This is a genomic window from Limnochorda sp. L945t, from assembly GCF_035593305.1.
Classification (GTDB): Bacteria; Bacillota; Limnochordia; order Limnochordales; family Geochordaceae; genus Carboxydichorda; species Carboxydichorda subterranea.
Map to the genome: position 1 here is coordinate 957,038 of NZ_CP141615.1, position 12,191 is coordinate 969,228.

13 protein-coding genes are annotated in these 12,191 nt (G+C 71.7%); 9 read left to right on the forward strand and 4 right to left on the reverse strand.

The window, feature by feature from the left end; all coding sequences use genetic code 11:
• The gene (locus U7230_RS04390; protein ID WP_324717522.1) at positions 1–945 is read left to right on the forward strand and encodes a 50S ribosomal protein L11 methyltransferase; all 945 of its coding nucleotides are present in this window, start codon (positions 1–3) and stop codon (positions 943–945) included.
• Positions 946–1,037: 92 nt separating this feature from the next.
• On the opposite strand, the gene U7230_RS04395 is transcribed toward U7230_RS04390, so the two are convergent.
• Entirely contained in the window at positions 1,038–1,499 is a 462-nt protein-coding gene (locus tag U7230_RS04395; RefSeq protein ID WP_324717523.1) for a DUF8459 domain-containing protein, read from the reverse strand.
• Positions 1,500–1,658: 159 nt separating this feature from the next.
• On the opposite strand from U7230_RS04395, the gene U7230_RS04400 reads away from it, so the two are divergent.
• Genes U7230_RS04400 through U7230_RS04410 form a run of 3 tightly spaced genes read left to right on the forward strand, consistent with a single transcriptional unit; the run spans position 1,659 to position 4,774 of the window.
• On the forward strand, positions 1,659–2,522 hold the full coding sequence (locus U7230_RS04400; protein ID WP_324717524.1) for a histidinol-phosphatase HisJ family protein: 864 nt from the start codon (positions 1,659–1,661) through the stop codon (positions 2,520–2,522).
• 17 nt (positions 2,523–2,539) lie between these two features.
• Positions 2,540–3,697 (forward strand): hypothetical protein, encoded by a 1,158-nt coding sequence (locus U7230_RS04405; protein WP_324717525.1) that lies wholly within the window; start codon positions 2,540–2,542, stop codon positions 3,695–3,697.
• 21 nt (positions 3,698–3,718) lie between these two features.
• Positions 3,719–4,774: a DMT family transporter gene (locus U7230_RS04410; protein ID WP_324717526.1), complete on the forward strand. Its 1,056-nt coding sequence runs from the start codon at positions 3,719–3,721 to the stop codon at positions 4,772–4,774.
• Here the strand turns inward: U7230_RS04410 and U7230_RS04415 are convergent.
• The gene (locus U7230_RS04415) at positions 4,744–5,499 is read right to left on the reverse strand and encodes a uracil-DNA glycosylase (protein WP_324717527.1); all 756 of its coding nucleotides are present in this window, start codon (positions 5,497–5,499) and stop codon (positions 4,744–4,746) included. The two genes, U7230_RS04410 and U7230_RS04415, sit on opposite strands and share 31 nt — an antisense overlap.
• 49 nt (positions 5,500–5,548) lie before the next feature.
• Between U7230_RS04415 and U7230_RS04420 the strand changes: the two genes are divergently transcribed.
• From U7230_RS04420 to U7230_RS04430, 3 genes are all read left to right on the forward strand, one after another.
• Entirely contained in the window at positions 5,549–6,700 is a 1,152-nt protein-coding gene (locus tag U7230_RS04420; protein WP_324717528.1) for a DUF763 domain-containing protein, read from the forward strand.
• Positions 6,697–7,677, forward strand: coding sequence for a DMT family transporter (locus U7230_RS04425; protein WP_324717529.1), 981 nt, complete (start codon positions 6,697–6,699; stop codon positions 7,675–7,677). The genes U7230_RS04420 and U7230_RS04425 overlap by 4 nt, the downstream gene beginning before the upstream one ends.
• Positions 7,678–7,821: 144 nt before the next feature.
• Complete coding sequence (locus U7230_RS04430; protein WP_324717530.1) at positions 7,822–9,375, forward strand: bifunctional metallophosphatase/5'-nucleotidase; 1,554 nt, start codon at positions 7,822–7,824, stop codon at positions 9,373–9,375.
• 94 nt (positions 9,376–9,469) lie between these two features.
• Here U7230_RS04430 and U7230_RS04435 read toward each other — a convergent pair whose 3' ends face one another.
• Positions 9,470–9,757, reverse strand: a complete 288-nt coding sequence (locus U7230_RS04435) for a late competence development ComFB family protein (RefSeq protein WP_324717531.1) — start codon at positions 9,755–9,757, stop codon at positions 9,470–9,472.
• Between the two features lie 214 nt (positions 9,758–9,971).
• Between U7230_RS04435 and U7230_RS04440 the strand changes: the two genes are divergently transcribed.
• Both U7230_RS04440 and U7230_RS04445 read left to right on the forward strand, forming a co-directional pair.
• Positions 9,972–11,120 carry a citrate synthase gene (locus U7230_RS04440; RefSeq protein WP_324717532.1) on the forward strand — a complete coding sequence of 383 codons (1,149 nt, stop codon included), beginning with the start codon at positions 9,972–9,974 and terminating at the stop codon, positions 11,118–11,120.
• Between the two features lie 87 nt (positions 11,121–11,207).
• Positions 11,208–11,537 carry an FUN14 domain-containing protein gene (locus U7230_RS04445; RefSeq protein WP_324717533.1) on the forward strand — a complete coding sequence of 110 codons (330 nt, stop codon included), beginning with the start codon at positions 11,208–11,210 and terminating at the stop codon, positions 11,535–11,537.
• 27 nt (positions 11,538–11,564) lie between these two features.
• Here the strand turns inward: U7230_RS04445 and U7230_RS04450 are convergent, their stop codons facing one another.
• Positions 11,565–12,011: an NUDIX hydrolase gene (locus U7230_RS04450; RefSeq protein ID WP_324717534.1), complete on the reverse strand. Its 447-nt coding sequence runs from the start codon at positions 12,009–12,011 to the stop codon at positions 11,565–11,567.
• Positions 12,012–12,191: the final 180 nt, after the last annotated feature.

Below are 12,191 nucleotides of genomic sequence, written 5' to 3' on the forward strand. Positions count from 1 at the left end.
GTGGCCTGGTACCGGGTGACGCTGCGCCTGCCGCCGGAGGCGGCCGACTGGGCCGGGTGGGTGGCGGGCCAGTGCGGCGCCTGCGGCGTGGAAGTGCAGGACCCAGACCCCGGCGACTCCCGGGCCACCACCCTGGTGGCCTACTTCTCGTCGGGGGTACAGGCTCGCCGGGCGGCGCGCCGCCTGCACGAGGAAGTGAGCGCCTGGGTGGAGGCGGCCGTCCCGGCGGCGCCTCCGCCGGACGGATCCGCGCGGAGAGCCTCCCCCATCCAGGTCGGGATCGCCTCTTTTTCCGACCGGGCCTGGCGCCTGGGGTGGCAGCAGGCCTGGGCCAGAACCCTCGCCCCCGTCCGGGTGGGCAGCTTCGAGGTCGTCGCCCGGGGGCGCGGCGGTCCTCCGAGCGCCGGCATCCGGCCGATCCGCCTCATCATACCCCCGAGCATGGCTTTCGGCACCGGGCATCACCCCACGACGCAGCAGGCCCTGTGGGCCCTCGAGACGGAGCTTGCGGGCCGCGCGGCGGCCGTGGTCGCCGACGTCGGGACGGGCACCGGCGTGCTGGCCATCGCCGCGCGCCGGCTGGGCGCGTCGAGGGTGGTCGCCGTCGACACGGACCCGCTGGCGGTCGCCGCGGCACGGGAGAACGCGCGCCGAAACGGGGTGACCCGGGTGGTGGTGCGCCGGGGCTCGGTGGACGCGGCCCGGCGGGCGCTGGCTCCCCGGGGCGCCGACGTGGTGGTGGCCAACTTGCTCGCCGAGTGGCTCGTCCGGCTGGCAGGCCCCCTGGCCGCGCTGGTCGAGCCGGGCGGCCTGCTCATCGGTGCCGGCATCGTCGCCGGACGTCTGGAGGAGGTGGCGGAGGCCATCGAGCGGCAGGGCCTCGGCGTGGAGGCGTGGGGGAGCTGGGGCGGGTGGGCGTGGATCACGGGGCGACGGGCTTCATGACGGACGGAGCAGGCCGGTGGGGCGGTCCGGCCGGGCCGCCCCACGCTGCGCCGGGGTCGTGACGGGAGGGCCGCCACGACCCTGCCAGGGCGTCAGAAAACGGGCGGGTAGGCCGGTGAATTGACGGCGAGATAGCGGTCCAGCGCCTTCTTGAGGTTGGCGGCCCAAACGCGAGCGAGCGTCTCGGGGGAGGCACCGTTGGAGCGGGCCGAGGCCTCGTCCACCGTCACGATGAGGTGCTCCCCGACGTGCAGGGCCGGGCCCGTCTGCAGCGAGGCGATGGTGACCATGTCCGGGGAAAGCTCGCTCCCGTACTGGTTGATCGCCTCGTTGATCCTCCGGTAAATCTCCTCCGCCCGCGCCCACACCGACTCCCAGCCTCCTGCCTCCCTGACACGCAGGATGACGACCCCGGAAAGCTCGACCGTCGCGTACGGAGCGGGCTCGGCGCTTCCGCCCGCCTCCTCAGCCAGCGCACCTGCCGGAAGCAGTCCCAGGAGCATCACCAGGGCAGTGGCTGCCACCCAAAATCCTTTGCGTCGCCTGGCGGCCAAGGTGCTCTCCCTCCCCGAGAAGGCCCCAGTATCCCGGTCGGTTTCCACCTTCTGCGCGTGGCGGTGTACTCCTGCCGTCGCGACCTTGACCTGGAAAAGCGGGGGGCCGTACCATGCGCATGGAGCCTGCAACTCCGCTCACCGAGGAGGCTCGCCTGTATGCCGGGTCTGGGCGATTACCACATGCACCTCGTCTCCGACGAGACCCGCGCTCCCCTGCCGTACGCTCCGCAACGGGTCGAGCGATACGTGGAGGCGGCTTTCGGAGCCGGAGTGGAGGAAATTGGCATCACCGAGCACTCCTTCCGGTTCGCCGAGTTCCGCGCCTCGATGGCGCCGCTCTGGGAGGAAGGCACCGGGCAGGACCCCCAGGTGAGGGCATGGCTGGAGCATGAGTTCGAGGAACCGCTCGAACGGTATGTCGGGGCTGTCCGCCGGGCCATGGAGCGGGGACTTCCCGTACGGCTCGGGATCGAGGTCGACTACGTACCCGGCGCGGAGGAGGCGATCCGCCAGGCCCTCGAAGGGGTGCCGTGGGACTACGTCATGGGGTCGGTGCACTTCGTGGACGGCATGTGCGTCGACTGCGATCCCGCCATCGGGTGGCCCGGGGCGGACGTCGATCGGGTGTGGCTCCGTTACTACGAGCTGATGGGCCAGGCGGCCCGGAGCGGGCTATTCGACGTGCTGAGTCACCCGGACCTGCCGAAGAAGTTCGGCATGCGGCCGGTTCGCTTTCCCGAGGAGAGCTTCGAGCGGTTCTTGCAGGCTGCCCGGGGGGCGGGGACCGCGGTCGAGATCAACACGGCGGGCTTGCGCAAGCCCGCCCACGAGATTTACCCCGCGCGTTCGCTCTTGAGCCGGATGGTGGCGGCGGGCCTGGACGTGCACCTGGGATCGGACGCCCACTCGCCGGAACAGATCGGGGCCGGGTTCGAGCAGGCCATAGCCTGGGCGAGGGAGGCCGGCGTGCGGCGCCTGGTCCGGTGGCAGTCGCGCAAGCGAAGGTACCAACCGCTGTGAAGGGTGGAGACGCAGGCGTGGGCAACGGTCGTGGACGCAAAGGCACGGCGTCCCTCGGCGCAGGGCCCTGGCGCCGGGTGGGTCCGGCGCTGGCGCTGGCGGCGGGCGTCGCCGTGCTGGCGACGGGCCTGTGGGGGGCCGCCGCCCGGGAGGTGGCCGCGGCGCCGGCCGCCACGTCCTCCTTGCCGTTGGAGCTCCAGTGGGTGCCGGTGCTGGATCTGAGCGGGCCGGTACTGGGCGTCGAGCTGTGGGGCGCGGCCGATCCCTGGCTCGCGTACGCGGGCGCGGGGTGGGAGCCGGAGGACCCCACCGACCCCCGCGGGTACGAGCGGGACGGGCCGCGCGTGCGAGTTGGCACGGTGCTCTCGATGGCGCCTACGGACACCCTCGACCTTCGGGCCATGCACTGGCCCGTGAGCTGGGTGCCCGGTTGGGACGGGACCACCGGGCTCACGGTACGCTGGGTCCACCTGGGGCCGCAACGCGTGTCGTTCGGCCTCGGAGCCCTCGTCGGGGATCTCTGGGCGCGGCAGGAAACGACCATGGAGTTCTTGCGGCCGTCCACGTCGACCCGTTTCCGGGCATTGCGGGCGAGTGTCCAGGCGCCGTGGGAGATCGCTCCGGACCTGCTGGCGGAGCCGAAGCTCGACCTGGTGGGCGGCGTGGCCAGCCAGCAGCCCGGCGGGCACTCCGGGGAAGAGGGCTTCGCGGCGCTCATGCTGCGAGTGCCCGTCATGGTGCAGGGGTTCCGGGTGGAGGCCAAGCTCGGTTCCGCCTGGGGGGGCGGGAGCACGGATACGCCCGTCTTATCCCGCCTCGGCTTTCGGGCCGGCGGGTGGCCGGCGGAACTCCTGGTGCGGGGGGCGGCTCCGACTGGCGCCCAGGCGCCCGGGCGCGCAGGGCTGGGCCTGACGCTGGAGCGTGAGTTCAGCCTGCCGCCACCGCCGGTGCAGCTGTGGCTCGGGCCGGATACGGCGTCGTACGGTCTGCTCTTCGCCGACTGGGCGGCCAAGGCGTCCAACTTCAGCTTCCGCGACTCCGAGTCGGCCTTCGCCTTCGGCGTGGGGGCCGGCGTGCGGGGGAGGGCCGGGGACCTGCAGGCGTTCCTGGGGATCGAGCCCGTGGGCGGGGGCGCGGTCCCGCGCCTTGGGGCGCGCTTTTCGAGCGGCTTCTGAGGCCATCCCCGGAGGCAACCCATGCAGCGTGCCGGTGCGGCCCTCATGCTGGCGGCGGCCGCCTCCATCTGGGGCGGCATGTACGCGGTGAGCCGGGTCGTCATGGAGCAGATCCCGCCCTGGACGCTGCTCGGCGTCCGCCTGGCGGTGGGCGGGGCCGTCCTGTTGGCGGCGGCGCTCGTGCTGGGCGAACGGATGCCGTCTCGGGCCGCCGGCTTGCTGGGGCTCGCCGGGCTGGTGGGTCCCGGGGTCTCCCTGGGCTTGCAGTTCGAGGGGACCCACTGGACGGGGGCGTCCGTGGGGGCTCTGGTGACGTCGGCGTCGCCGGCGTTCATGGCCCTCTTCGGGTGGTGGCTCCTGCAGGAGCGCCCCAACGGGCGCCAGTTCCTGGCGACGGCGGCGGCCATCGCGGGGGCGGCGCTGATGGCGCTCGGTAGACCCGAAGGAGAGGGAACGGCGAGCTGGGCCGGGGCCGTGGAGGTCGCGGCCCGGCCATTCCTGCTCGGGGTGGCGTGGCTGGTCGGGGCGGCGCTCACATGGGCCCTCTACTCCGTGCTGGTACGCCTGATCACCACCCGGTACCAGGTGAGCGCGCTCTTGACCACGGCGGTGGCGAGCCTGACGGGCCTCGTGGTGGCCCTGCCCATGGCGCTGCGAGAGACGGGCCCGCGTGGCGCCCTGGCGGCTCCGGCGGCCACGCCGGCACCGGCCGGGCACGGCCTGGCCGCAGCCCTGGCACCGCTGCTGCAGGGCGACCCGGGCGTCGTGGCAGGGGTGGCCTACCTCGGCCTGGTCTCGACGGCGCTGGCCTTCTTCCTCTGGAGCAAGGGCCTGGAAAGCCTGGAGGCGGCCACGGCCAGCCTCTTCTTCTTCCTTCAGCCTCTGGTCGGCACGGCCCTGGGCGTCGGGGTGCTGGGCGAGCCCGCTTCGGGCATGACCTGGGCCGGAGGGGCGCTGATCCTGCTCGGCGTCGCGCTGGCCTCCGGCGGCGCGACGGGGCGTGGGGGACGGGGCCTCGAGCGAGTCAGAGTCGCCGGCCACCGGCCTTACGACCGATCGGCGCGCACCCCGGACTGATCGTCCGCCTCCTGGAGAAGCCGGCGTACCCGGGCCAGGACCTCGTCCATCATGGCGGCGGTGAGCCGCCCGGTCTGGGTGTTTTGCCGGCTGGGATGGTAGGAGGCGACCAGCGCGGGCAGGTCGCCCCCGGGCTCGATCGTCGCCCCGTGGGAAAAGCGGGCGTGACGCAACAGCTCCCGGGCCGGCGGGTCGTGGGCGGCCCGGGAGAGGAGCAGGCGGCGGGCCACGTCGAAGCCGATACGCCCCAGGGCCAGGATGACCCGGCACCGGTGGAGCAGCGCCATCTCCTGCTCGAGGAAGGGGTAGCAGCGCTCCATCTCCTCCGGCAGCGGCCGGTTGTCGGGTGGGGCGCACCGGACCGGTGCGGTCATGAACGCGTCGATGAGCCGCAGCCCGTCCTCGGCGTGCTCCGAGCGCGCCTGGTTAGCGAACCCCGCCCTGAACAGCGCCCCCACGAGGAAGTCGCCTGAGCTGTCCCCGGTGAACATCCGCCCCGTGCGGTTGGCCCCGTGGGCGGCCGGGGCCAGGCCGACGATGACCAGACGAGCCGCGGGGTCACCGAAGCCGGGCACCGGCCGGCCCCAGTACGACCATGAGGCGTAGGCCGGCCGCCTGGTGCGGGCCACCAGGGTGCGGTACTCCACCAGGCGGGGGCAGGCCGTGCACGAGACGATGCGCTCGCGCAAGCGCTCCCACCCGGCATCTCCGTCGTGAAGTGGCACGGAAGCGACCCCCCGCCCGCAGTATAATGGGCCGAGGAGCTGGAGAGGAATGGCAGGGCACACCGGCACGGCGATGCTCCCCCTGCACGGAGGGCGGTGCCCGCCGTGGCTGTTCGACCGCATGAAGCGGCTCGGGGCGGTCATCGTCGAGGCCATGGTGGAGGAGTGGGGCCCGGACGAGGTGCTGCGGCGGCTGGCGGACCCCTTCTGGTTCCAGTCTCTGGGCAGCGTGCTGGGCTACGACTGGCACTCGTCGGGCGTGACCACGGTGGTGTGCGGCGCGCTCAAAGAAGGGCTGCAGGGCCGGATGGGAGAGCTGGGGCTGTTCGTGTGCGGCGGCAAGGGCGCCACCTCCCGGCGGACGCCGGACGAGATCGCCGCCCACGTGGAGCGCCACGGCCTGCTCCTCGATCCCGCGACCCTCGTCCGGGCGAGCCGTATGGCTGCCAAGGTGGACAGCGCCGTCATCCAGGACGGGCACCAGATCTACCACCACGCGTTTTTCTTCACGCCTTCCGGGCGCTGGTGCGTCGTCCAGCAGGGGATGAACGAGCGGACCCGCTGGGCCCGCCGCTACCACTGGCTCTCCGAGGCGGTACGCTCCTTCGTGGAAGAGCCCCACGCGGCCATCCTGGGCATGCGCCAGGCATCCATCCCGCTCAACATGGCTGCCCGGGAGAGCGACGCGGCGCGCAAGGCGTCGGTGCAACTGGCCGGGAAGGACCTGGCCTGGTGGCGGCGGGAGCTCGATCGGATCGGGCGCACCCGCGAGCTGAGGCTCCCTGCGGGCCACGCCATCGAGCGGACGCCGCAGCTGGAGCGGGCGTTGTCGGCGCTTTACCGGGCGGAGCCCGCGGACTATGAGGCGCTGGTCGGGGCGGCGGGGGTAGGCCCTCGTACCGTGCGGGCCCTGGCCATGGTCGCCGAGATCGTCTATGGGGCACGGCCCAGCTACCGGGACCCCGTGCGGTATGCCTTCGCCCACGGAGGGAAAGACGGGATTCCCTTCCCCGTGGACCGGGAGCTCTACGATCGGACGGTAGCCGTGTGGAAGCGGGCAGTGGCCCGGGCGCGGCTGGGTCGCCGGGAGACGCTGGAGGCGCTGCGGCGGCTCGGAGAGATGGACCGGCTGGCACCTTTCGAGGCGGGTGCACGCCGGGCCGGGCCCTCGGCCGGGACGGAGAGGGGCACGGTGGGTTGACGCAGACCGCGCCGGTGGAGCCCGGGGCGCATCGAAGCCGCCGGCTGGCCGACGGGACGCTCCTTTTCATCACGCTGGTCTGGGGTGTCACGTTCGTCGCCGTCAAGGACGCGGTGAGCCGCGTCCCCGTCTTTTCCTTCCTGACCCTGCGCTTTGCTCTGGCGGCCGTTACCCTGGCGCTGTGGCTGGCGGTGAAGGGATGGAAGAGCCGGCGCCGAGGGGCCGAGCCTGCCGGCGGCAGCGGCGGCTCACCGGACGGACCGCCGGCGAGCTGGGCCGGGCTCTTGACGGGCGGGCTCCTCTTTCTCGGTTATGCTTTCCAGACGCTGGGGCTGCAGTACACGAGCCCGGGCAAGGCGGGGTTCATCACGGGCCTGTCGGTGGTACTGGTGCCGATCCTGGAGGCCTGGGTCTTTCGCAGGCCGCCGGGACGGGCGGCGCTGGTGGGCGTCGCGCTGGCCGCCGCCGGCATGGCCGTCATGTCGCTGGAGCCGGCCGACCTGGCGGTCCACCGGGGGGACCTGCTGGTGCTGATGTGCGCCGTGGCGTTCGGCGCCCACGTGACCGCGGTGGCTCACCTGGGCCGGCGCTCCGAGAGCGTCTCGTTCACCCTCTGGCAGGTGCTGGCCGTGGTCGCCCTCAGCGCGGCCGTCGCCTCGTTCGAACGATGGGAGGGCCGGGGACTGGATGCGGCGGTCGCCGGGACCCTCGTGGTCACGGGCCCGCTGGTGAGCGGCGTGTTATTGCTGGCCCAGGTCTGGGGGCAGCGAAGGACCTCGGCCACCCACGCGGCCGTCATCTTCGCCATGGAGCCGGTCTTCGCCGCGCTCGGCGGGTGGGCCCTGGCCGGCGAACGCCTGGGCGTGCGGGGTCTCGTCGGGGGCGTACTGATCCTGGCCGGGATGCTGGCGGCCGAGCTCGGGCGGCACGGCACCCGTCCACTCCCCCTGGAGAGCCCCGCGTCGCGGCCGGCCTGAAACGCAACCGTTGCATCCTCGTCGTCTCGTTTTTGGCCGCGCCCCGGCCCTCGCTCTGGTATAGTGGGACGTGGGACCAGCTTCCCCACGTCCTGCCAGCTTGCCTGGCAGGGCTCAATCGTTTGCCTGGAGGAGGCGGGGGCGTTGTCGTGGCTTTCCGGTGAGGCAAGGTTGGGCATCGGCCGGCGCGCCGGCGCGCCCAAGGGCGCAAGGCCGCTGGCCCAGGTACTGGTCGCAGTCCTGGTCGTCCTGTGGTTGTCCGCCGCGGCGCTGGCGGCCCAGATCCACATCCTGCACTTCAACGACACCTACACCCTGGAGCCCGTCGACGGCGGCAAGCTGGGGGGCATGGCGCGCCTTGCGACCCTGGTGCAGCGGCTGCGGGCGGAGGATCCCGAAGCGCTGCTGCTGTTCGCAGGGGACGTCATCTCGCCTTCCACCATGTCTTCGGTCTTCAAGGGCCAGCAGATGATCGAGGCGTTCAACGAGTTGGGAGTCGACGTCTCCACGTTCGGTAACCACGAGTGGGACTTCGGGGACGACGTGCTGGGGCAGCGCATCCGGGAGTCCCAGTTCACGTGGGTGGCCGCCAACGTCGTGGACGAGAACGGGCGGCCGTTCCCGGGCAGCTACCCCTTCGTGGTGCGGGAGATGGGCGGCATCGGCGTGGGCGTCCTGGGCCTGGTCACGCCTGAAACTCGGGTGCTGTCCAGCCCCGGCGCCGCCTGGCAGTTCCGGGATCCCGTCGAGGTGGCCCGGGAGAGCATCCCGAAGATGCGGGCCATGGGGGCTCAGATCATCGTGGCCCTGACCCACCAGAGCATGAGCGATGACGTGCGGTTGCTCGAGGCCGTGCCCGAGATCGACCTCGTCGTCGGCGGGCACGAGCACGACGTGATGCGCCAGGAGGTGGGCGGGCGCCTGATCGTCAAGGCGGGCAGCGACAACCGCTACCTGGGCGTGGTGACGCTGACGGTCGACGGCGGCAAGGTGACCGCGGCCGAGGACCGGATGATTGCGGTCGACCCGAGCTATCCGGACGAGCCGGCGATGGCGTCCCTGGTCCAGCGGTGGCTCTCCCAGCTCTCGGAGCAGATGGACGTGGTCATCGGCCAGACCGCCGTCGAGCTCGACGCCCGCAACGTGACCGTGCGCGCCAGGGAGGCCCCGCTCGGCAACCTGGTGGCCGATGCCATCCGCGACGCGGTAGGGGCCCAGCTCGCCATCACCAACGGCGGGGGGATCCGCACCAACGCCGTGCTGCCGGCCGGCCCGATCCGCCGCAAGGACGTGGTGGCGTGGCTTCCGTTCGGAAACGTCGTGGTCAAGCTGGAGCTCACCGGAGCCCAGATCCGCTCGGCGCTGGAAAACGGCGTCAGCCAGGTGGAGAAGCTGGCCGGGCGGTTTCCGCAGGTGTCCGGGCTGCGCTTCGGCTTCGACCCCTCGAGGCCGGCCGGGCAGCGGGTGACCTGGGTCGAGGCCGGCGGCAAGCCCCTCGACGACACGGCCACCTACGTGGTGGCCACCAACGACTACATGGCCAATGGCGGCGACGGGTACGAGGCCTTGAAGGGCGGAAAGGTCCTGGTCGACGCGGCCGCCGGCCCCATCATGGCCGACGTGGTGGCTCGCTACATCGAGAGCCGGGGCACGGTCAGCCCCTCGGTCGAAGGGCGCATCGTGGAGGAAGGCAAGTAACGGCTCTGCCGCATCGCGAGCTTTGAGGCGGCGCCGGCGGGCCCACCCGGTGGCTCGCCGGCGTCGCTCGTCTCCGGGCTGCGGCCGGATGGCGCTAGTCGGGGCGCGCGTGATGGGGCCGCGACTTGACCTCCAGGATCGCCCGATGGAGGGCCTTGAAGATCTCGAGCCGGCTCTGCAGGCGCTGTAGCTCCACGTCCACGATCACGGTACCGGCGCTGGAACCGGCGTAGCGGGCCGGCAAGCTGCGCAACGCCAGCGCCGTGATGTCCCTCCGGCACCGCTCGCACCGGCAGGCGTCGGGGTGATAGGCGAGCGCCTCGTCCAGGGCGTCCCGCACTGCCTGCTCCATCCGGTTGGAGAAAGCCCGCTCTCCGTCCATGGGACAGGCCCAGACCCTCCTTCCGCGGCTCTGTTGGCCGCCCGCTCGCGATATTCCTGCCGCAAGGCTGTATCATACTCCGGACGGACGAAAAGGCCGGCGAAGGAGCTTGTTAAGAAAGGTACTCGCGTTCTCAAGCACGAAACATCCCAACGGGGGCTTTGTGTTCCCAGGGGCCTTGGAAAGCGATTTTAAGACGGGGGGCGAACCGGGCATGAGCGAAACGACCCAGATCGCTCGGGGCCTGGAGGGCATCGTAGCTGGCCGGTCGTCGGTCAGCACGGTGGACGGCGTGCAAGGGCGCCTGGTTTACCAGGGGTACGACATCCGGGAGCTTGCCGAACTGTCCAGCTTCGAAGAGGTCTGTTTCCTGCTGTGGCACAAGCGGTTGCCCGACTCGGGCGAACTGGAGGAGTTGAAGGAGTCGCTGGCCGCGGCCCGGAGCGTGCCGCCGGCGATCCTGGAGCTGCTCGAGATGCTGCCGCCTCGCTCGGGCATGGCGGCCCTGCAGACGGCCGTGGCCGCGCTGGGGCTGTTGGACCCGGAGGCGGACGACGTCTCGCCGCCGTCCAACGCTCGCAAGGCGGTGAAGCTGACGGCCCAGGTGGCTACCATCGTGGCGGCGTTCCACCGGCTGCGCCGGGGTTTGCCGGTGGTGGAGCCCGATCCGTTGCTGGGGCATGCGGCCAACTTCCTGTGGATGCTCTTCGGCGAGAAGCCGGAGAAGGCGGCGGCCCGCGCCATGGACGTGGCGCTGGTGCTCCACGCAGACCACGAGTACAACGCGTCTACGTTCTCGGCGCGGGTGACGGCATCGACGCTGTCGGACATGTACTCCGCCATCGCCGCCGCGGTCGGCACGCTCAAGGGGCCGCTACACGGGGGCGCCAACGAGCAGGTCATGAAGATGCTCGAGGAGATTGGCTCGCCGGAGCGGGCCGAAGAGGTCATCCAGGCCAAGCTGGCCTCGAAGCAGCGGATCCCGGGGTTCGGGCACCGGGTCTACAAGACCTGGGATCCGCGAGCGCTCATCCTCAAGCGGTATTCCGAAGAGCTGGGCCGGGCCCGGGGACAGACGCTCTGGTACGACATTTCCCTGGCCGTGGAGCAGGCCGTCCGGAAGGAGAAGGACCTGTACCCCAACGTCGACTTCTACTCCGCCTCGGTCTACTACACGCTCGGGATACCCGTCGATCTCTTCACCCCGGTCTTCGCGGTCAGCCGCATCGCCGGGTGGACGGCGCACCTGCTCGAGCAGTACGAGGACAACCGGCTCATCCGGCCCAGGGCCGAGTACACCGGTCCCATGGACCTTCGCTACGTGCCGATCGAAGACCGGCCTCCCCGTCAGGCCACCGCCTGACGGGGATTCGCCGGGATTGGGAAGGAAGGGGCGAGCGGTCTCACCGGCTGCCGCCCCGTCTCCTCTCCGCCAGGGGGGAGGCGCTTCGTGACGGAGTCGGGGTTCAACTGGGGCCTGCTTGGCCAGCAGGCAGGGCTGGGGTTGGTGCTCGGGCTTTCCGTGGGTTACAGCCTCAAGAAGGCCCTCAAGGTCGCGCTGGTCCTGGTGGGAGCGTTGACGGCGCTCCTGGTAGGTCTGTCGAGGATCGGGTTCATCACCGTCCACTGGGACGTGATCGAGTCCGCTTACACCAGTGCGATGCAGCAGGCGGGAGGCGCCAGGGGGGCCCTGGACCGGGTGGTGGCCTGGTTCTCCAGCAGCCTCGCGGTGGCAGGTAGCTTCTCGTTGGGGTTCTGGCTGGGCTTCCGCAAGGGATGAGAGGCCGGGCCGGCGGCGCTCCGGGGCTCACGATGGCTCCGGGAGCGGCACCTTCCAGGTCTCCCAGCGCCCGTCGTAGATCGCCCGGGCCAGCTCGGCGGGCCGCACCGGCCGCTCGAGCAGGCGGCTGATCGGCACCCACTCGACGCCGTCCAGCCCGGGCTCCTGCTGCACTCGGAGCTGCCCGGAGCGGATACGGGCGCGAAAGAATAGCTCCGCGACATCCCCCCGGTGGCCGCCCCTGGGGAAGTCCAGGGCGTAGGCGACGTCGATGAGCTCGACCTCGTAACCCGTCTCTTCCCTCAACTCCCGCACGGCCGCCTCGACGAACGCTTCCCCCCGCTCCACGTGGCCGCCGGGAAAGCACCAGAAGTCCTCGCCCCGGTCCGCGTGGCGATGGTGCGCCAGCAACACCCGGCCACGGTCGACGAGGACGACGCGGGCGACGAGCAGCGCCTGGCGGAACGTCTCCAAGGCTTCGTCCCTGCTCCTTCCCTGGCCCCTGGCTGCAGGATGGGCGGGCTCCCGCCTGCCCATGCGGCGAGCGCCGCGCTTGACGAAGCGCGCGCCACGAACTAGAAATCTTCGTGCAGCTTCCCGGCACACCTGCACGAGGAACGGGTCGGGTCCCGGAGAAGCCCGTCGTACCCCTCG

Bases quoted from the DNA above. Each gene is read 5' to 3' on its own strand.
- U7230_RS04400 (WP_324717524.1), top strand. From the start codon at position 1,659: ATGCCGGGTCTGGGCGATTACCACATGCACCTCGTCTCCGACGAGACC.
- U7230_RS04410 (WP_324717526.1), top strand. From the start codon at position 3,719: ATGCAGCGTGCCGGTGCGGCCCTCATGCTGGCGGCGGCCGCCTCCATC.
- U7230_RS04420 (WP_324717528.1), top strand. From the start codon at position 5,549: ATGGCAGGGCACACCGGCACGGCGATGCTCCCCCTGCACGGAGGGCGG.
- U7230_RS04435 (WP_324717531.1), bottom strand. From the start codon at position 9,757: ATGGACGGAGAGCGGGCTTTCTCCAACCGGATGGAGCAGGCAGTGCGG.
- U7230_RS04440 (WP_324717532.1), top strand. From the start codon at position 9,972: ATGAGCGAAACGACCCAGATCGCTCGGGGCCTGGAGGGCATCGTAGCT.